We start from the raw sequence: 17,640 nt of genomic DNA on the forward strand, positions 1-17,640 counted from the left end.
GCGAGTTCCTGCCTGATGCGCAGCCAATTCAATGGGGACTTTGGTCCCCTGCCACTCTGGAGACTTTTGGATGACGTTCGACCTGGGCTCGACGATGCGGGTGCTGCGGCCCTACCCCAACGTGCTGGCCTTCTACGATGGCCGCATCCCCGGTGTTCGCGCCCACTCACCGGAGCCGAACTGGCTCGACGACGGGGCCTTCACGCTCGGCACCGCGTCCTACGCCATCGTCGAAGGCGAGGAGGCGCTGGTCTACGACACGCACATGTCGCTAGTGCACGCGCGAATCATCCGCAAGACGCTGGCCGACAAGGGCGTTACCCAAATGCGGGTGGTGCAGAGCCACTGGCACACGGACCACGTGGCCGGCAACGAGGCGTTCGCCGACTGCGAGATCATCGGCAATACGCTGACCGTCGCCGCCCTCGAGGCCAATCGCGAATGGCTCGAGACCAACGACCCGCCGATCAAGCCGATCGTCATGCCCAACCGCACCTTCGAGAACCAGATGCGGCTCAAAGTCGGATCGACCGTGGTGGAACTCCGCCACCTCGATATCCACAGCTACGACGAGACGGTAATGCTGCTCCCCGCCCAGGGCCTGTTCTTTGCCGGCGATACGCTGGAAGACACCTGCACGTACGTCACCGAACCGGAGCGGCTGGCCTACCATCTCGCCGATCTCGAACGCCTGTCGAAATGGAAGTTCGACAGGATCCTGCCCAACCACGGCTCGCCCGAACGCATCGCCGCCGGCGGTTATCCGCGCGAATTCATCGAGGCCACGCGGCTCTATGTCGAGAAGCTGCAGCGGCTGCCCGACGAACCGGGGCTGGGGCAGCAGGACCTGCAGATGTTCGCGCGCGAAGCGCTGGCGACCGGCGCCATCGACTACTATCCCGCCTATGAGCCGGTGCACCGCCACAACGTAGCGCAGATGCTCGAACTCGAGGCATAGCATCACGCGCGCCAAACGGTGGAAACCCGACCCTGGAGACAGTCGGCGGGCAAAAGCAACCTGCCGTCTCAATGCAATCTTCACCCTGCTCCGCCAGGGTATAGATAGGCAGGTAGCTCAGGTGCCATGTTCCACCTCGACCCAACGCAGGCCGTCCTCCAGCACGTCGTTAAGCCCCCGGCGAGCCCGCCGGGCGTACTGAGCGATCTCGCGGCTGCGATCGCCGATCAACCCGGCGACCGGGTCTATTCCGACACGGTCTTCACCGGGGTCGCCCGGGCGGTCGAGATCGTGCTGCTGGTCGTCACCGGCCTCGTCGTCTTCAGCGTGAACGGCGGCGACACCCTCCTCAGCGCGCTCACGGCGCTGGGTGTCGTTGCTGTCGCAGAGGCCATCATGTCGGGTCTCAAACTGCACGGCCTCTCCGCCTATCGCATCGGCGCCGACCAGATGTGGAAGTTTGCGTTCGCCTGGACCGCCGCCTTCGCTGTTCTCTCCCTGATAGTGCTGCTGTTCGATCGCAGCGAAGCCCTCTCCCGCACGTTCGTCGCCGCATTCTGGGCCGCCGGCCTCGTGGCAGGGCTAGTGTGGCGCGCCGCGCTGCATCTGCTGGTGGTCCATTTGAGCAAGGCCGGGAAGTTCCGCCGCCGCTCCGTCATCGTCGGCGGTGGCAAGGACGCGGAACCGCTCATCGCGTCAATGATGGTGGCGAAGGACGACTTCGTCCTTCTAGGCCTCTTTGACGATCGCAAAGACGAGCGGTCCCCTGAATCCGTTGCCAGCGTCCAGAAGCTTGGCAAGGTTGCCGAACTCATCGAGTTCGCCCGCCGCACGCGTGTCGACCTGGTGATCGTCTCGATGCCCCTCCTGGCGGAGCATCGCGTGCTCGACATGCTGCGCCAGCTCTGGGTGCTGCCGGTTGATATCCGGCTCTCGGCCCACATGAGCAAGCTGAAGTTCACCCGCAAGGCCTACAGCTATATCGGCGGCATCCCGGTGTTCGACATGGCCGACCTGCCGATCTCGGACTGGAACCTCGTTTTCAAATGGCTGTTCGACAAGGTAGTCGCGGTCAGCGCCCTGATCCTCCTCTCGCCGATCATGATTGCCACCGCCGTTGCCATCAAGCTCGAGAGCAAGGGCCCGGTGTTCTTCCGGCAGAAGCGTCACGGCTTCAACAATCAGCTGATCGAGATCTGGAAGTTCCGCTCGATGCGGGTGGACGCGCTGGACGCCAATGCCACCAAGCTCGTCAGCAAAAACGACCCGCGGGTGACGAGGGTCGGCAGTTTCATCCGAAAGACCTCGATCGACGAGCTGCCGCAGCTCTTCAACGTGCTTGTCGGCGAACTCTCGATCGTCGGTCCGCGCCCGCACGCCCTCGCCGCGAAGGCCAACGACCAGCTCTATTACGAGGCCGTCGAAGGCTATTTCGCCCGTCACCGGGTCAAGCCCGGCATGACCGGCTGGGCGCAGATCCACGGCTGGCGGGGCGAGACCGACACCGTCGACAAGATTATGCAGCGCGTGACCCACGATCTCTACTACATCGAGAACTGGTCGCTCTGGCTCGACCTGAAGATTGTGCTCCTGACCCCCATCTCGCTCATCACCCAACGCAACAACGCGTTCTGACGCCAGCAGCGATTCAGCGAGGCGGCGGGCGGAATAGCGAGCCGTGAGAGGTGGGGCGGAGAGGATGTCGGCGAGACCTTGGTTCCTGAGCGTTTCGCTTCGGCCCGAGTTCGCCTGTGAACGGGGGGCAACCTGGCGGACTGCTTTCAGTAGGGCGGATGTTATGGTGCGCGAGAAAACTGCTTTGATCCCCACAAAACCGTGGAGTTCGCTCAATAAAATCATCCGCGGCCGCCGATGAAAAGAGATTGGTAGGCTGACGCTTCGTCCGGCCGTAGCCTCGCCGCCTTACCTAGATTGTTCGCGTGTTCCTGCACTCGTTCTTCGCCACCCACCATAAGCGGATCGTGATAGCCCATCTGGTTCAGTAGCCGATGCCTATGGATGCACGGTAGCAACACCGTCGACCCTCACGAACCCATTGCCATGCCGATGTATGCCTCGGCCGGGTTAGTGGACTTCGCAAAAACGTGGAGCGGTCGCGGCAAGAACCGACGCGACGGCGAAGCGTGCCTGCGTTGAGTGGGCTCCCACAATACGAACGAAGGTCGCCTAGCGGCGGCCTCTCCTACACAAAAAACGGTGAAGCCGGTAAATCGATTGGATCATCGCCTTCGCGATCCTGTTCACTTCCCCAACGTCGCCGACCGAGTGTCACGGTTGTCGAGGGGACTAAGGTCCGTATCGATAGGGCACTAAAGGGTCTGTATCTATCACTGATGCCGCGTTGAGCTGGTGCCGTAAGGACAGCGAGCGCCCACTCGCAAAATGTAGACCGCCGAAGACCTCGGAGGTCATTTGCGACACGTAAGCGGGACGTCGTCCCGTTCGGGGTGAGGATGAGTTCGGAAAATGGACTCGCGACGCCTGTCGGAATTCGTTCCGACCGCATACTGACCCTGCCATCCGTCGCGTTCATATTCGCGCTGGTACTTGGGGCGGTCGCGCTGACGGCCGCATACTTCGTCACCAGCCGGTTCTTGCCGAACGACAATGAGGTGGTGCGCTACTGGCTGCAAATGTTTGACATAAATGGAGAGGGGACAATCCCATCCTGGTTCAGTTCAGCACTCTGGCTGCTTTCGTCGGCTCTGGCCATTCTTGCCGCTATCGGCGACCGGCAGGCAGGTCGGGCCATGTGGCACTGGCTCGGTCTTGCATCGGTGTTCGCCCTGCTCTCGCTGGACGAGGCGGCATCTCTGCACGAAAATATCGGATACGTTCTGGATCTTGTTATTCACATGCACGGCGCCCTCGCGTGGTCTTGGGTTTTCTTCGGTGCACTGCTCTTCACGCTGGTAGCGGCGGTCTTCGGCCGGTTCATTTTGACGCTGCCGATCGCAACCGCTGCAACATTTGTTGTGGCCGCGCTTGTTTTCCTTGCTGGAGCACTGGGTGTGGAAATGTACAGCGCGGCCATTGCCGAGGGAGCCACTCGGTTTCCGTCTTGGCTGAACTGGACCCGGATCCTCGCCCTCGAAGAACTCTTGGAAATGTTGGGTGTGATCATCAACCTGGCGGCTTTGCTTCAAGTGCTCCGAGGCCAATCACCCATAATGGTGAGGTTTCGGTAAGCGCTGACTTGCGGGTCACGACGATGTCACGGTCTCGGAGTCGCACTTCCTCGCCTATCAGACTGGGTGGCCGAGCCCCCAATCCAAAGCATCCCCGTCCGGCAGCCTCGTGACTCTGGCTCCAACTCGTCCTGCGACGGCGCAGTTGGAGCTATTCAGCAGATCATGAGGTTCACTGGCAGTTCCCCGACGGGGCAGACTTTCTGGACCTATCGGTACGAGCGACCTGAGGATATGTCGGAATTGATGGGCCGTGGTCTCGACAGAACGCAGCGGGCAACGAGTACGATCCGGACGCCATTAGTCGGCTGGCATCCGAACTGTTGCGCGGAAGACTTTCGGAAGCGCGGTGATTTTGGCGCTTCACAGGTGCGTGATGACCCCTCTCAACCTTCTCAGCCGTCAAGCCAAACTGGTAGGGCGCGTTTTAGGGTGCGATCCAGTCGTCGAAGGCTTTCTCCCGCTAAAACAACGCAGTAGCCAAAAGGGGGAGTGGCGGAGAGGATGGGATTCGAACCCACGAGACGGTTCCCCGTCTGCACCCTTAGCAGGGGTGTGCCTTCGACCACTCGGCCACCTCTCCGTCGCGGCCCCTGATAGGGGCAATCGCCCGGATGGGCAAGGGGGTTTTGGACGGGAGCGGAGAACGCGGCTAGTGGGTGGCCGCTCATGCTGGCGGCGGCTTGCTGACTGAACAACCGCAGGTGGTGCATAAGTGTCGCGGGCATCGATCGCTTTGCGTTGTTGCACTAGATTGCCGTGGATTTGGCCAAAAGCCGCTCCAACATTGCAAAGTGTCAGATCGGGCCGGTATCGGCCTCGATTCGTAACGGCGGCGGTTGAGGTAGATTCCGATGTCCTGGCTGAGAAATTGGCTTTGGCGGGGCGCTGTCGGGTTGATGGCCGGCACGTTGGGTTCCGCCGCGTCGGCGGTGCCGTTGTCGATTGTCGAAGGCGTTTGGCTGACCAACGACGAGACCGAGCTGACGATCGCGGCCTGCCCGACCGGCTTTTGCGGCTACATCACCAAGATCGTCGTGCCGGAGCGGCTGAACGCGCAGTATGGCGCCGAGCTGACGTCGATCGATCCGGCGAGCTATACCGACGTCAACAACAAGGATCCCAACCTCAAGAGCCGGCCCATCCAGGGGCTGCAGATCCTGACGCTCAGGCCGACTGATAATCCCTACTACTACGAGGGCGAGATTTATAACCCCGAGGACGGCAACGTCTACGCGGGCTCGGTCGAGGTGCTGCGCGACGACGCCATCAAGCTCAAGGGCTGCGTGCTCTACGTGCTCTGCCAAGAGCAGGAGTGGGCGCGGGTCGGGCTCTTAGCCCCACCCGCGGGAACCACGGTCAGCGCTGATTGAAGAGGACGCGCTGCGCTTCCTTGTCCGTAGCCGCGCTGATCTGCTGCGACTGATCGAGAGTAATCGCGAGGGCGCGCTGCACCGCCGGACGATCGGTCACGCGCTGGCGCCACTCGGCGAACGTCGGGAACTCGGCGATGTCGATGCCGTGGTTATCCGAGCCGCGCGACCAATCGAAGATCGCCATATCGGCAATCGAATAGTCCCCGGCGACGAAGTGCTTGCCCGCCGCCTTCTGCTTCTGCAACTGGGTATCGAGCACGCGATACAGCCGATGCGCCTCGTCCATGTAGCGCTTGATGGCGTAGGGGATCTTCTCGGGCGCGTAGCGCGAAAAGTGGTTATTCTGCCCAAGCATCGGGCCGAAGCCACCGACTTGCCAGAACAGCCATTCGTCGATCGCGACCCTCTCGCGCCAGTTGGTGCCGTAGAACTGGCCGAATTTCTCGGCGAGGTACTTGAGGATCGCACCGGACTCAAAGATCGAGATCGGCTTGCCGTCCGGCCCTTCCGGGTCGACGATCGCCGGAATCTTGTTGTTGGGCGAGATGGCGAGGAAGTCCGGCTTGAACTGGTCGCCGCGGCCGATATTGATCGGGTAGATGCCGTAGGGCAGTCCCAGTTCCTCGAGAATAATGGTGATCTTCCGGCCGTTCGGGGTGCCGGCGTAATAGAGATCGATCGGCAGAGTCTGGGTGGTCATCTGTCTGTCCGCTGCTGCAGGGGGTGGTGACGAGACGCCACCATAGGATTGAAAGTGCCATTTATCGGCAGATGCCGATGGAACACAACCCGACGACAGGAACAACAACGGCGGGACAAGGCCCGCCGTTGAAATGACGTTCCATCAAACGCGCCTGATGCGCATATGCGGTTCGCCGTCGCTGGTTCGTGCCGACGAGACGCCGCGCAGGTCGACGGTCGCGCGCACCCGCTGGCGCCAGATTGGCCCCATCAGTTCCGATTTCGAGACGTTCACCGGATGGTCGAACTTCACCGTCACTTCGTAGTGCGCCATGTCGGCGAGCAATTGTACGCCGATCACGAGACCCACGAAAGGCTGGCTCAGGTAAGTGCCGCTGACGCGCTGGCCAACCTGCACGGGCGTCGCCACCCGCTCGGGCACGGCCGCGGCGGCGGTGTTCCAGTCGCGGTAGCCGTGGCGGCGGGCGACTTCTTCGAGCGCGGCGCCGTGCGCAATTGGCGTGCCGGTGAGCGTGCGCTCGGCGCGCAGAGCCTTGGCCTCGGCCTTGAGCGTGGCCGTGCTGAGGGTATCGAGGGAGAAAGTCATGTCGTTCCTCTTGAGCAGAGGCGGATTGTCTTCATGGGGCCCGCATTGCCATGAACCGCCTGCTAAGGGAGCGATCATGTAAGGGCGCGGAACATTCCGCGGCTGGACTTCACCATCGGGTCTCCCCGGCGAGCGGCAGGCGCCAGCAGCACGCGCGGACATGTGAGGGATGGGCGGCGGTTTGTCAACTTGGGGAGATGCCCGCCGGGCTCTCCGTGATGCTCCCACGTTCACGGAGGGATCACCCCATCACCCCCGATGATGCCTCACATCAACGCTTTGCGTTGGCGATTGTCAGCCGGAGGTTGTAGCTAAGCGCCCGACCAACCGGACCAGTGCCTTGACCGAACTGATGCTCCTCGTTGCCGGCCTCATCGCCGGCACCATCAACACACTGGCTGGTGGCGGCTCGTTCGTGCTGTTTCCGGCGCTGATCCTCGCTGGTGTGCCGCCGGTAATCGCCAACGCGTCGAACACCTATGCAAGCTTCCCCGGCTACGCCAGCGGCGCCGTCGGGTTCTGGCGCGAGATCGCGGCCAACCGCGACAAGCTGATCCCCTACTCGATCGCCTCCCTGGTATTCGGCTATGCCGGCGCCGAACTGCTGCTCCACGTCTCCAACGAGACGTTCGTGCTGGTCGTGCCATGGCTACTGCTGTTCGCTGTCGTGCTCTTCGCCTTCGGCGGCCGCATCAACACCTTCGTCCGGGCCAAGGCCGGTGACGGCGGGCGCGGCCGCCATGTCGGCGCTGCGCTACTCCTCGTGCTGCTGGCAGCGATCTGCGTCTATGGCGGCTTCTTCAACGCCGGCCTCGGCGTGCTGCTGCTCGCCTTCCTCGCACTCGCCGGCTTCGCCGACATTCACGCCATGAACGGCCTGAAGCTCTGGATCTCGACGCTCGTCGCGCTGGTCTGCGTGATCCGCTTCGCCTTCTCCGGCGCCATCGACTGGTATCACGGCTCGATCGCGCTCGTCGGCGTCACCATCGGCGGCTACCTCGCGGCCCGCGTCGCCAAGCGCATCCCGCAGCGGTTGATCCGCGGCCTCGTCATCGTCTATGGGTTGGCGCTCACCTGCTGGTTCTTCTGGTCGGCGTATTTCAGCTGAACGATAGAGAAGGGCCCAGCCCTGCCCAAACCTCGATGTCATCCCTGCGAAGGCAGGGATCCATCTCACAGCCTGCGCCAGCGGATAGTTGGATCCCTGCCTTCGCAGGGATGACATCCGGCGGGGATGAGGATCCTGGCGGTGCCCCTAACCCCGCAGCACCCAAACCGTCGTATCATGAAACGCCGCGCCGCCAAACGGCTTCACCGGATCTGACCCGATCAGCGTGTTGATACCAGCGCCGTTCCGGTGCGCCGCGTTCGGATGGATGCCCTCGGCGATGAGCACGCCGCGCTGCATGCCGTCGAAATAGCTCGCCTTGAGCGGGACTTCGCCCCTGCGATTGCCGAGCAGCACCATGTCGCCGTCGGCGATCCCGAGTTCCGTCGCATCCGCCGAGTGGATGAACACTGCTGGCTCCGGATGCCGCTTCTGGCTGCCGGCCGTCTCGGAGAAGCTCGAGTTCAGGAAAGCGCGCGCGGGGCTGGTGGCGAGCCGGAACGGCGTCTCCGCATTTGCCGGCTCGGTGACATCCCAATGGTCGGCAAAGCGCGGCATCTCCTCGGGATCACAGACCCACGTGTAGCCACCCTGGGCCGCCACACCCAGCCAATTTGGCTCGAACCGATAGCGGCCATCCGGCCAGGCGAAACCGTCGGCAAAATGGGCCTTCGAGACCGGCTGAGGGCTCTCGATGAAGCCGGTCTCCTCGATCTCGTCGAGCTCGCCGAAGCCGGACCGCCGGAAGGTCTCCGCGACCATCTCGCGATCGGTCAGGTGCATTGAGGCATGGTCGGTGCCCAGGCGGCGCAGCAGCTCGTTGACCACCTCGAAATTCGAACGGCACTCGCCCGGCGCCTCGACCAACTTGGGGCCGTAGAGCAGCCGCGTGTGCCCGCCCCGGCGGTAATAGTCGTTGTGCTCGAGGAACATGGTCGCGGGCAGCACGATGTCGGCCATCTTGGCCGTATCGGTCATGAACTGTTCGTGCACGACGGTGAACAGGTCCTCGCGAGCAAAACCGGCGCGCGTCAGCCCCTGTTCCGGTGCTATGTTCACCGGATTGGTGTTCTGGATGAACAGCGCCTTGACCGGGCCGCCCTGCTTCAGCGCCGCCGGATCCCCGGTCAGCACCTTGCCGATCTCACTCATGTCCAGTTCGCGGCCACCCGGGCCGAGATCGCGGCCATAGATCAGCGATTTGTCGAGCTTCCACGAGCCGGAGTTCGAGTGGAAAGCCCCTCCCCCGATATGCTGCCAGGCACCGGTCATCGCCGCGATCGACAACGCCGCGTGCATTGCGGTGCCGCCGTTGCGCTGGCGGGTGAAGCCGTAACCCAGCCGGAAATAGGTGCGCGGCGTTGTGCCCACGAGCCGCGCGAACGCCTCGATCTCCGCCACCGTGAGGCCCGTGATCTCCGCAGCCCACTCCGGCGAGCGGGTAGCCAGATGCGCCTCGAGCTCAGGCGAGAAGTCGGTATAGCGCGCCATGTAGTCACGGTCGGCGAGGTTGTCGCGCAAGAGGATGTTCATCACCGCAACGGCCAGCGCGCCATCGGTGCCCGGCCGCACTACCAGCGCCATATCGGCCTGCTCCATGGTGGCGTTCTGGTAGATGTCGATGGCGACGACCTTGGCGCCGCGCGTCTTCCGCGCCTTCATGGCATGGGTCATCACGTTGACCTGCGTCGCCACGGCGTTAGTGCCCCAGATGACGATGCAGTCGCTCTCGGCCATTTCCTCGGGATTGGGCCCCGTCAGCTTGCCCGTGCCGGCGATGAAGCCTGGCCACGCCGTGCCGGTGCAAATGGTGTCGTATTGCAGCGAGTAGCCGCGGGCATGGCGCAGGCGCTCGATGCCGTCACGATGCACGTGCCCCATCGTGCCCGCATAGAAATATGGCCAGATCGCCTCCGGCCCGTCGGTGCGCTCGATCTCGAGCCAGCGCGCGACGATCTCGTCGAATGCCTCGTCCCAGCTGATCTGCTGCCACTCGCCGGCGCCCTTTTTGCCAACCCGGCGAAGGGGATGAGTCAATCTGTTCGGGTGATGAATCCGCTCGGCATAGCGCGCCACTTTCTCGCAGATGACGCCGGCCGTATACGGATCGTCCTTGGCGCCGCGCACACGGCCGATCGTGTGCGAGTCGATCACCTCGACATCGAGGGCGCAGGTCGAGGGGCAATCATGCGGGCAGACTGAGCGCGCAGTGCGCGGGGCGGTAATGGCGTTCATGGCGCTCCAATAGCACGAACGAATGACCGGAAAAACGAGTAGTACGGTCAAGCTGCGAGCGGGAGCGTCACCGTGAACACGGCACCGCCACCCGGACGATCAGTCACCCCTATCCGTCCGCCGTGCCGGTCGACAATCTGCCGGGCGATCGCGAGGCCAAGGCCCGTTCCGCCATGCTCGCGGCTGCGCGAGCCTTCAAGGCGGTAGAACGGCTCGAAGATAAGCTCCCGCTCCCCCATCGGAACGCCTGGACCACGGTCGGCGATGGCGATGCTGGCCTCGCTCTCGGTGGCTGACACCGTGACGTCGGCGCGCTGTCCATAGGCGATAGCGTTGCCGACAAGGTTGTCGATCACGCGCCGCAGCGCGGCCTCCCCGATGGCAAGCCGCACCGGGCCATGCCCGGCCCAGCTCATCTGGGGGTGATCGGCCAGCATGCCGTCGAGCAACGCCGCGACGTCGGTGCGACCACCCTCCCCGTTATTGGTGGATGCGGCGAACTCCAGCGCCTGCTCGACGAGGGCCTGCATCGCCTCGATATCTGCGATGGCCTGGTCACGCCCCGGAGACGGCGCCATCAGTTCGAGTCGCAGGCGGAGCTTGGTCACCTGCGTGCGCAGGTCGTGGGACATGCCGGCCAGGATCAGCGCCCGGTTGCGGATCAGCGCCGCGATCTGATGCTGCATGCGGTTCGTCGCGCCAATCAGCGAGCGCAGGTCGGACGCACCACGTTCATCGAGTTCCCGCGGCACCGCGGTACGCGCGAACTGCTCCATGTTCTCAGTCAGGGCCGTGAGGGGCCGCGTTTCGCGCAGCACGAAGACCACGGCGGCGCCAAGAATGAGCAGCCCCACCAGCCCCGCCAGCGCGGCAAGTATCCCCCCGTAGACGTAGGAATCGACTTCGCTTGCGGGATTGATGACCAGGTACTGGCCATTCTGCAGCGCGATGGTGATGCGAAGGTGCCGGCCGACAAGCCGGGCAAGCGGCCCGCCTTCGGGTCGCGCGGCGCGAATGTTGCTGACCTCGATGCGGTCGAAGCCCACCCCCTCGGCGGCGATGCGCTCGGCGGTGATCCGCGCGCTCCAGCCCAGCAGAACGCCGCCGGGATCGGCCTGGGGCGGCTGATTGGCTATGGCGACGTCGAAGCGGGCGTTGTTGAGAAGATCAAGCGCCAGCTGCTGCCGCACCGGCGGAAGACGGTCGAAAAGCCTCGTGAGGCTTGCCACCTGCCGGGCGAAAGATGGCCGTATGCCTCCCAGCGTGAAGCCATCGTCGCGCGTCACCTGCACGGCGAAGGCGACGATCTGGAGCAGGAACACCGCGCCGGCGACAATCAGCACAAGGCGCATCGATAGCGAAAGCCGGCGCATCAGCGATCCTCGACCGGCATCGCGAAGAGATAGCCGCCATTGCGGACCGTCGTTATCGCCGCCACCACGTCGGGGGCCACATCGGCAAGCCTGCTGCGCAGCCGCGACACGGTGACGTCGATGGTGCGATCGAACGGCTCAGCGGAGCGCCCCCTTGTCCAGTCCAGCAGTTGCTCGCGCGACAAGACGCGGCGCGGTCGCTCGAGCAGGCAGACCAGCAGGTCGAACTCAGCGGTAGTGAGTGATACCGCGACACCGGCACGGGTCGAGACCGCCCGACCGTCGATATCCACCACGATCTCGCCCGCCATCAGGCGACGGGACGCCGTCGTGTGCACCATGGACCCACCCGAGGCCCGACGCAGTTGGGCCCGGATGCGGGCGAGCAGTTCGCGCGGATTGAAGGGTTTGCCGAGGTAGTCATCCGCACCGATCTCGAGCCCGAGGATCTTGTCGATGTCGCTGGATTTGGCAGTGAGCATGATGATCGGAACCATGCTTTCTGCCCTGATGCGGCGGCAGACCGAAAGTCCGTCCTCGCCCGGCAGCATGATGTCGAGGATGACGAGCGCGGGCGCGAAACTGGCTACCGTCTGCGTCGCCTGCCTGCCCGTGTCGAGGCCGCGCACTTCATAGCCCTCGCGCGACAGAAACTCGGCGAGAAGTGCGCGGATGTCGGGGTCGTCCTCGATGACGAGCAGTCGGACCTGGTCCATATAGCGGCTCTAGCGGTGGCACAGGCCATCGGGCAATCGCCGCCTGCCTGCTGTTACAAATCGTTACACAATCGTCCGATCCTGCAACATCGGCGCAACGCGAAGCGGCGAGGCTCTCCCCATCGAAAACGGGAGACCGAAATGCACAAGCTGATTGCCACCCTCGCCCTCGCTACCGCCGTCACTATCGGTGCAGCGGGAGCTGCATCCGCCTGGGAACGCAATGTGACCGTCAACACCAATCGCGGCACGGTCACCGGGTCGGCCGAGGTCTACTGCTTCCACGGCGCGTGCTACCGCGAAGCCGAAATCACCGGCGTCAACGGCAACACCCTGCGTAGCTCGGGGATGTGCGTGTCCGTTGGCCACAGGCGATGGGACTGCAAGGGCACCGTGACCGGCCCGTCCGGGAACAGCCGGACGCGCCACGTCCACGTCACCGTATACTGATCGGCCAAGTCGGCCGTGGAGCGGGGCAAATCCCCGAAGCAGCCCCACCCGCCCGGTTGTCCCGCTCCGTTTCCACTCAGCAAGGACCGATCATGCTCCGAGCAATCGCATTCGCGATCACCCTGACGGCAGCCGGCACAAGCCAGGCAGCCCAGCTCAGCCTCACCGAAAAGCTGCAGCTGCAACACGCCTGCCAAGCCGATTTCAAGGCGGCTTGCGGAGAACAGAAGCCGGGCGACGGTCGTCTCGCCCAGTGCATCCGTGACAACGTCACAAAGCTATCCGAGCCCTGCCGCGCAGCAATCGAAGCGATCCGCGGAGACTTCCTCGCCGAAACCGATACGGCGATGGACTTCTAGCGCGCTACTCTTCGGCGCGGATGCGGCGCAGCTCGGCCTGGTAGATACGCAGGCTGAGGAAGATGGCGAAGGAGAAACAGACGATCCCGGTGATCTGCGCCAGCGGCAGCTGGTTGACGAACGGGATATGCTTGGCAATAAGCAAATTAGCGACGAGCACGAGGACGGTCACGACCTCAGCGAAGCGGAACAGCATGGCTCCCCTTTACCTTTTCCAACAATGATGCGCTGACGCTCGGCGCGGAATAGCCCCGAGTACGGGCCCCCTGCGGCTCAGGTTACGCAAATCGGAAAAAGGTTCCATCAACTTTTTCGTCATTGGTGAATTTGTTGCGGCGGGCTGGCACGGAAGCAACAGCCCCCGTGCCGTCAGGCCGTCACACGTGCCAGTGCCCTAGCTTATCAACTTGAGTCCGACGATGCCGGCAACGATCAAGCCGATGCTGGCCAGCCGCAAAGCGGTCGCCGGCTCGTTGAAGATGATCATGCCGAGAATGGCCGTACCGACGGTGCCGATACCGGTCCACACGGCATAGCCGGTACCGGCCGACAGGTCGCGAAGTGCGATGCCGAGCAGCGCCACGCTCGCCACCATCGCCACGATGGTGATCACGGATGGGGTCAGGCGGGTAAAGCCCTCGGTGTATTTGAGACCGATTGCCCAGATGATTTCGAGCAGGCCAGCTGCGGCAAGGTAAACCCAGGCCATTGGAATAACTCCAGTTGCCGGGTCGTCCCGCGATGTCTGAGTGATTTTTGTCAGGGCCGTCCCTGACACGCTTCAGATAGGGCCGCGAAACGCGCGAGTGAAGTGCCCCCGGTGCATATCCGATGGTCCGGAATGGAATTGGTCCACCAGGGACTGGCGCCCGCAAGCAGAGTCGGTGTAGAAACCCGTAGTCGTCCCCGCCGGGGGGCCGGGCGATGTTCATGTCAAATGCAAAGCCGAGGACGCGATGCTTAACTTGATATGGCGAGCCCCCCTCGCCGCGGCGCTGATAGCGCTGGGTCTGCTTTCTTTCACTGCAACCACGCAAGCTGCCAGCGGCACGGCGCTCGGCGTCATCCCCGCCGCCGCGGCCGAAACCGAGGTCGAAAGCCGGACGCTGACCGTTGGCGCCGATGTTTTCATCGGCGACCGGATCGTCACCGGACCCAAGGGTCAGGTACAGATCCTGTTCTCCGATCGCACCGAACTCGTGGTCGGACCAAACTCGGCGCTGCTGCTCGAGGACTACCTGCTGCGCGACGATCAGTCCGTCGGCAAGTTTGCGATCAACGCACTCTCCGGCACGTTCCGCTTCTCGACTGGCCGCGCGGCAAAGGATCTCTACGAGATCAAGACGCCGACCGGCACGATCGGTGTCCGAGGCACGGAGTTCGATTTCAATTCCGACGCGGAAAAGCTGCGCGTTATGCTCTATGGTGGGGCGCTCGACCTCTGCAACACGGGCAAGAGTTGCGTCACGCTCAGCGACCAATGCGACCTCGGCCTCGCCGATACCAGCCAGTCGATTCTCGTCGGCAACACGCAGGACTTTTCGCGACAGGATCGCGAGGCGCTGAAAGGCGAGTTCCCCTACGCGGTATCGCAGGGCTCACTGATCGGCCGCTTCCGCTTCAACCACTCCCGCCCGTGCCTCGAACGCACCAGCGCCGCGGCTCCACCCGTGCAGAGCCTCATCTCCAATCCGGACGCAGGCAAGCCTGAGGACAATTGCGACGGCTGTGAGTGCAAGGACAGTTGCGACTAATAGGCGCTTTGGTAGTCGTGGACGGAGCGTCGTTGCGCTAGCCTGCAACTATCCGTTCCCGACAGGAGTTCCGGACTCTGAGCACCGATAACACCGAGCCGCAGGGCATCGATCGCCTCCGATCCACCCTGCGGCTGCTCTACCACGGCAGTTCGACCGTAGCGCTACGCTTCCAGTTCGCGGTCCTGCTGGTCGATCTCGCCATCATCGCCTTCTTCATCGCCACGCCGCTCCTGCGCGACCGACCGAGCTACATCTGGATCGATGTCGCCGTTGCGGTGCTGCTGATTGCTGATCTCGTCGCGCGCGGCCTCGCCTCGACCGATCCGCTGCGCTGGCTCCGGCAGCCGACGACCATTGTCGACATCTTCATCCTAGTCACCCTGCTGCTGCCGGCCTGGCTCGCCAATTTCGGTTTCCTGCGAATCCTCAGGCTCTGGACCCTGTCGCAGGGCGGTGCGCTGTGGCGGCCGCTCAAGAAGCTGAAGCTCACGCAGTATCGCGAGCAGGGCGAGGCGATCGTCAACATCGTGACGTTCCTGTTCCTCGTTTCCGGGTTCGTGCTCACCTTCTTCGGCAGCCCGGACTCCGGCATCGAGGGCTATGTCGATGCGCTCTACTACACCGTCACCTCGGTGACGACGACCGGCTATGGCGATATCACCCTGCCGGGCACCGCCGGCCGGCTCACCTCGATCGCGGTGATGATCATCGGCATTACCCTGTTCGTCCGGCTGGCCCAGTCTCTGTTCCGGCCGCACAAGGTGTACTTCCCCTGCCCGCAATGCGGGCTGCAGCGGCACGAGCCGGATGCGGTGCACTGCAAGGCCTGCGGGCACGTCCTGAACATCCCCGACGACAACCACTAGGCGACCCGACCGCCATTGCCGATTTTGGTCGGCCCCCGCTCTCAGTCGTCATCCGTGGGCTTGACCCGCGGATGACGGCGGGGTGGTGGCAGGCAGAAGGCCTACCGCGATAGCGCCCGGATTTCGGCATTGGCCCGCCGCAGGCGGTCGGCGAGGCTGGCGCCCACGGCCAGCAGCAGCGCCGCGTGTGCCTCGGGAGCATTGTCGCGCAGGTCGTCGAGCGCGTCGCGGTCGAGCACCATGGCCGCCCCTTTGGTCGCAGCGATCACATCGGCGGTGCGCGGGCCATTGCCGAACAGCGCGAGTTCGCCGAACACCGTCCCGGCCTCGACCGTACTGACGCGATGGCTCGGCCCGTTGCCCACGCGCACCGCGATGTCGACATGCCCCTCGGTGAGGAAGAACAGTTCGTCCGCCCGGGCGTTGGTCGAAATCAGCGTCATACCCCGCTCGAACGGCACCATCCGCAGCCGGCGCGTCAGCTGCGACAGCTTCTGCGCATCGAGACCAGCGAGGACGTCGAACTGCTCCAGCGGAATGGCGGTTTCGCTGAGCGAACTGCCGGCGCGCTCGAGCAGGCGATCCTCGAAGTATTCGAGCGCGAAGTCGATGCTGGGAAAGTGCATGTCCTGTTCGAAGGACGAAGGCAGGTCGTCTGAGATGCTGACCACCGCGAAGCCCTTGCCGGCCGCCGCGAGGCTCTTGCGGGCGGTGTTGAACAGCGTGATGGCGACCCCGTCGATGCGCAGAACCCGCGTCAGGTCGACCACCACGAAGTAGGCGCTGCCCATGTCCTCCACCATGCGGCGCGTCACCCGCTCCGCCTCGGTAAAGCTCAGTTCTCCCTGCAGCTCGTAGACCACGACCAGGTGGCCGAATCGATCGAGCAGGCGCGTCTGGTCCGGGCGGCGAACGCGTTTGGAATGCACTTCGTCGGCGCGATAGACACGGCGCAACGGCACCAGCCCGGCGCCGCGATCCTCGAACAGATGCAGGCGGAAGTTGGCCGAGATGTCTTCGCACACCTGCACGCCGCGGGCGCTGTTGCCCACGGCATCGAGCCGCGGCGAGAAGGTGCCGATACCGAGCTGGCCCGGCAGCACGGCGGTGATCCCGCCCCCTACTCCGCTCTTGGCCGGTAGGCCGACGCTGAACTGCCAGCCGCCGGCATAGTCGTACATGCCGCAGGTGTTCATCACCGAAAGAACCGAGCGCACATTTTCCGTCGAGATGGCGCGCTGGCGGGTCAGCGGGTTGATGCCGCCATTGGCGAAGGTGGCCCCGATCAGCGCGAGGTCGCGCGCGGTGACCAGCAGCGAGCACTGGCGGAAGTAGAGATCGAGATGTTCGTCGACATCACCGTCGATCATCCCCGAGTTGAGCTCGAGATAGGCGATCGCGCGGTTGCGGTTGCCGGTCAGGGCCTCGGAGCGGTACACGGCCTCATCGAGGTCGAGCACGCGCCCGGTGAAGCGCTCGAAGATGTCGAGGATGCGTTGGTAGCGTTCGGCGTGGTTGGCACCCTTGATCATGGCGCTCGCAGCGATCGCGCCGGCATTGACCATTGGGTTAAACGGCCGATTGTTGACCTCGTCGAAGGTGATCGAGTTGAAGGCATCACCCGATGGCTCGACGCCGATATGCTTCAGCACGTCCTCGCGGCCATGATCCTCGAGCGCCAGCGCATAGATGACCGCCTTCGATACCGACTGTATCGTGAAAAGCGCATTCGCATCGCCGACTTCGTAGACAAACCCGTCGGTCGTTGCAAAGGCGATCGAGAACTGGTCTGGATCAACTGCCGCGAGCTCCGGGATATAGCTCGCGAGGTCTCCACTACGGTTTGGCAAATGCCGGTCATACAGATCGTTTAGGTACTGCCACACGGGCAGTTCCCTGGGCGTCAGACTAGGCACCCGAAGATCGACTTGTTGCATACAATTGA

General features: G+C 63.7%; 17 protein-coding genes and 1 tRNA gene. 9 read left to right on the forward strand and 9 right to left on the reverse strand.

Annotated elements, in window-relative coordinates; translation table 11 throughout:
- Nucleotides 1–70 precede the first annotated feature (70 nt).
- The 3 genes from ACOYW5_RS06510 (at nucleotide 71) to ACOYW5_RS06520 (ending at nucleotide 4,167) form a co-directional block, all read left to right on the forward strand.
- The gene (locus ACOYW5_RS06510) at nucleotides 71–958 is read left to right on the forward strand and encodes an MBL fold metallo-hydrolase (RefSeq protein WP_423068437.1); all 888 of its coding nucleotides are present in this window, start codon (nucleotides 71–73) and stop codon (nucleotides 956–958) included.
- A gap of 126 nt (nucleotides 959–1,084) precedes the next feature.
- On the forward strand, nucleotides 1,085–2,593 hold the full coding sequence (locus tag ACOYW5_RS06515; RefSeq protein WP_423068438.1) for an undecaprenyl-phosphate glucose phosphotransferase: 1,509 nt from the start codon (nucleotides 1,085–1,087) through the stop codon (nucleotides 2,591–2,593).
- Nucleotides 2,594–3,432: 839 nt separating this feature from the next.
- Complete coding sequence (locus ACOYW5_RS06520) at nucleotides 3,433–4,167, forward strand: hypothetical protein (protein WP_423068439.1); 735 nt, start codon at nucleotides 3,433–3,435, stop codon at nucleotides 4,165–4,167.
- A 493-nt stretch (nucleotides 4,168–4,660) separates the two neighbouring features.
- On the opposite strand, the gene ACOYW5_RS06525 is transcribed toward ACOYW5_RS06520, so the two are convergent.
- Nucleotides 4,661–4,750, reverse strand: a tRNA-Ser gene (locus ACOYW5_RS06525).
- Between the two features lie 316 nt (nucleotides 4,751–5,066).
- Between ACOYW5_RS06525 and ACOYW5_RS06530 the strand changes: the two genes are divergently transcribed.
- On the forward strand, nucleotides 5,067–5,540 hold the full coding sequence (locus tag ACOYW5_RS06530; RefSeq protein ID WP_423068440.1) for a DUF2147 domain-containing protein: 474 nt from the start codon (nucleotides 5,067–5,069) through the stop codon (nucleotides 5,538–5,540).
- Here the strand turns inward: ACOYW5_RS06530 and ACOYW5_RS06535 are convergent.
- Both ACOYW5_RS06535 and ACOYW5_RS06540 read right to left on the reverse strand, forming a co-directional pair.
- Entirely contained in the window at nucleotides 5,527–6,243 is a 717-nt protein-coding gene (locus ACOYW5_RS06535) for a glutathione S-transferase N-terminal domain-containing protein (protein ID WP_423068441.1), read from the reverse strand. The genes ACOYW5_RS06530 and ACOYW5_RS06535 overlap by 14 nt on opposite strands.
- Nucleotides 6,244–6,387: 144 nt before the next feature.
- Nucleotides 6,388–6,831, reverse strand: a complete 444-nt coding sequence (locus ACOYW5_RS06540) for a glyoxalase superfamily protein (protein WP_423068442.1) — start codon at nucleotides 6,829–6,831, stop codon at nucleotides 6,388–6,390.
- A 340-nt stretch (nucleotides 6,832–7,171) separates the two neighbouring features.
- Here ACOYW5_RS06540 and ACOYW5_RS06545 point away from each other — a divergent pair, with 340 nt between their 5' ends.
- Nucleotides 7,172–7,939 carry a sulfite exporter TauE/SafE family protein gene (locus ACOYW5_RS06545; protein ID WP_423068443.1) on the forward strand — a complete coding sequence of 256 codons (768 nt, stop codon included), beginning with the start codon at nucleotides 7,172–7,174 and terminating at the stop codon, nucleotides 7,937–7,939.
- A gap of 147 nt (nucleotides 7,940–8,086) precedes the next feature.
- Here ACOYW5_RS06545 and ACOYW5_RS06550 read toward each other — a convergent pair whose 3' ends face one another.
- The 3 genes from ACOYW5_RS06550 to ACOYW5_RS06560 are packed head-to-tail and all read right to left on the reverse strand — an operon-like array spanning nucleotide 8,087 to nucleotide 12,263.
- Nucleotides 8,087–10,174: a molybdopterin-containing oxidoreductase family protein gene (locus ACOYW5_RS06550; RefSeq protein ID WP_423068444.1), complete on the reverse strand. Its 2,088-nt coding sequence runs from the start codon at nucleotides 10,172–10,174 to the stop codon at nucleotides 8,087–8,089.
- A 47-nt stretch (nucleotides 10,175–10,221) separates the two neighbouring features.
- Entirely contained in the window at nucleotides 10,222–11,547 is a 1,326-nt protein-coding gene (locus ACOYW5_RS06555) for an ATP-binding protein (RefSeq protein ID WP_423068445.1), read from the reverse strand.
- Nucleotides 11,547–12,263 (reverse strand): response regulator transcription factor, encoded by a 717-nt coding sequence (locus ACOYW5_RS06560; protein WP_423068446.1) that lies wholly within the window; start codon nucleotides 12,261–12,263, stop codon nucleotides 11,547–11,549. Before ACOYW5_RS06560 ends, ACOYW5_RS06555 begins: the two co-directional genes overlap by 1 nt.
- A 141-nt stretch (nucleotides 12,264–12,404) precedes the next feature.
- On the opposite strand from ACOYW5_RS06560, the gene ACOYW5_RS06565 reads away from it, so the two are divergent.
- Both ACOYW5_RS06565 and ACOYW5_RS06570 read left to right on the forward strand, forming a co-directional pair.
- Nucleotides 12,405–12,713 carry a hypothetical protein gene (locus ACOYW5_RS06565; protein ID WP_423068447.1) on the forward strand — a complete coding sequence of 103 codons (309 nt, stop codon included), beginning with the start codon at nucleotides 12,405–12,407 and terminating at the stop codon, nucleotides 12,711–12,713.
- 92 nt (nucleotides 12,714–12,805) lie between these two features.
- Nucleotides 12,806–13,072 carry a hypothetical protein gene (locus ACOYW5_RS06570; protein ID WP_423068448.1) on the forward strand — a complete coding sequence of 89 codons (267 nt, stop codon included), beginning with the start codon at nucleotides 12,806–12,808 and terminating at the stop codon, nucleotides 13,070–13,072.
- Between the two features lie 4 nt (nucleotides 13,073–13,076).
- On the opposite strand, the gene ACOYW5_RS06575 is transcribed toward ACOYW5_RS06570, so the two are convergent.
- Both ACOYW5_RS06575 and sugE read right to left on the reverse strand, forming a co-directional pair.
- Nucleotides 13,077–13,268 carry a hypothetical protein gene (locus ACOYW5_RS06575; protein WP_423068449.1) on the reverse strand — a complete coding sequence of 64 codons (192 nt, stop codon included), beginning with the start codon at nucleotides 13,266–13,268 and terminating at the stop codon, nucleotides 13,077–13,079.
- Between the two features lie 198 nt (nucleotides 13,269–13,466).
- Nucleotides 13,467–13,781, reverse strand: a complete 315-nt coding sequence (gene sugE / locus ACOYW5_RS06580; RefSeq protein ID WP_423068450.1) for a quaternary ammonium compound efflux SMR transporter SugE — start codon at nucleotides 13,779–13,781, stop codon at nucleotides 13,467–13,469.
- 247 nt (nucleotides 13,782–14,028) lie between these two features.
- Between sugE and ACOYW5_RS06585 the strand changes: the two genes are divergently transcribed.
- On the forward strand, nucleotides 14,029–14,826 hold the full coding sequence (locus tag ACOYW5_RS06585) for a FecR family protein (RefSeq protein WP_423068451.1): 798 nt from the start codon (nucleotides 14,029–14,031) through the stop codon (nucleotides 14,824–14,826).
- Nucleotides 14,827–14,903: 77 nt separating this feature from the next.
- Entirely contained in the window at nucleotides 14,904–15,695 is a 792-nt protein-coding gene (locus tag ACOYW5_RS06590; RefSeq protein WP_423069417.1) for an ion channel, read from the forward strand.
- 101 nt (nucleotides 15,696–15,796) lie between these two features.
- Here the strand turns inward: ACOYW5_RS06590 and glsA are convergent, their stop codons facing one another.
- Nucleotides 15,797–17,581 (reverse strand): glutaminase A, encoded by a 1,785-nt coding sequence (glsA, locus tag ACOYW5_RS06595; protein WP_423068452.1) that lies wholly within the window; start codon nucleotides 17,579–17,581, stop codon nucleotides 15,797–15,799.
- Nucleotides 17,582–17,640: the final 59 nt, after the last annotated feature.

Source organism: Devosia sp. CN2-171 (genome assembly GCF_049354815.1).
Classification (GTDB): Bacteria; Pseudomonadota; Alphaproteobacteria; order Rhizobiales; family Devosiaceae; genus Devosia_A.

Bases quoted from the DNA above. Each gene is read 5' to 3' on its own strand.
- ACOYW5_RS06520 (WP_423068439.1), top strand. From the start codon at position 3,433: ATGAGTTCGGAAAATGGACTCGCGACGCCTGTCGGAATTCGTTCCGAC.
- ACOYW5_RS06530 (WP_423068440.1), top strand. From the start codon at position 5,067: ATGGCCGGCACGTTGGGTTCCGCCGCGTCGGCGGTGCCGTTGTCGATT.
- ACOYW5_RS06540 (WP_423068442.1), bottom strand. From the start codon at position 6,831: ATGACTTTCTCCCTCGATACCCTCAGCACGGCCACGCTCAAGGCCGAG.
- ACOYW5_RS06560 (WP_423068446.1), bottom strand. From the start codon at position 12,263: ATGGACCAGGTCCGACTGCTCGTCATCGAGGACGACCCCGACATCCGC.
- ACOYW5_RS06585 (WP_423068451.1), top strand. From the start codon at position 14,029: ATGCTTAACTTGATATGGCGAGCCCCCCTCGCCGCGGCGCTGATAGCG.
- ACOYW5_RS06515 (WP_423068438.1), top strand. From the start codon at position 1,085: ATGTTCCACCTCGACCCAACGCAGGCCGTCCTCCAGCACGTCGTTAAG.
- ACOYW5_RS06555 (WP_423068445.1), bottom strand. From the start codon at position 11,547: ATGCGCCGGCTTTCGCTATCGATGCGCCTTGTGCTGATTGTCGCCGGC.
- ACOYW5_RS06550 (WP_423068444.1), bottom strand. From the start codon at position 10,174: ATGAACGCCATTACCGCCCCGCGCACTGCGCGCTCAGTCTGCCCGCAT.
- ACOYW5_RS06565 (WP_423068447.1), top strand. From the start codon at position 12,405: ATGCACAAGCTGATTGCCACCCTCGCCCTCGCTACCGCCGTCACTATC.
- ACOYW5_RS06510 (WP_423068437.1), top strand. From the start codon at position 71: ATGACGTTCGACCTGGGCTCGACGATGCGGGTGCTGCGGCCCTACCCC.
- sugE (WP_423068450.1), bottom strand. From the start codon at position 13,781: ATGGCCTGGGTTTACCTTGCCGCAGCTGGCCTGCTCGAAATCATCTGG.
- ACOYW5_RS06570 (WP_423068448.1), top strand. From the start codon at position 12,806: ATGCTCCGAGCAATCGCATTCGCGATCACCCTGACGGCAGCCGGCACA.
- ACOYW5_RS06575 (WP_423068449.1), bottom strand. From the start codon at position 13,268: ATGCTGTTCCGCTTCGCTGAGGTCGTGACCGTCCTCGTGCTCGTCGCT.
- ACOYW5_RS06535 (WP_423068441.1), bottom strand. From the start codon at position 6,243: ATGACCACCCAGACTCTGCCGATCGATCTCTATTACGCCGGCACCCCG.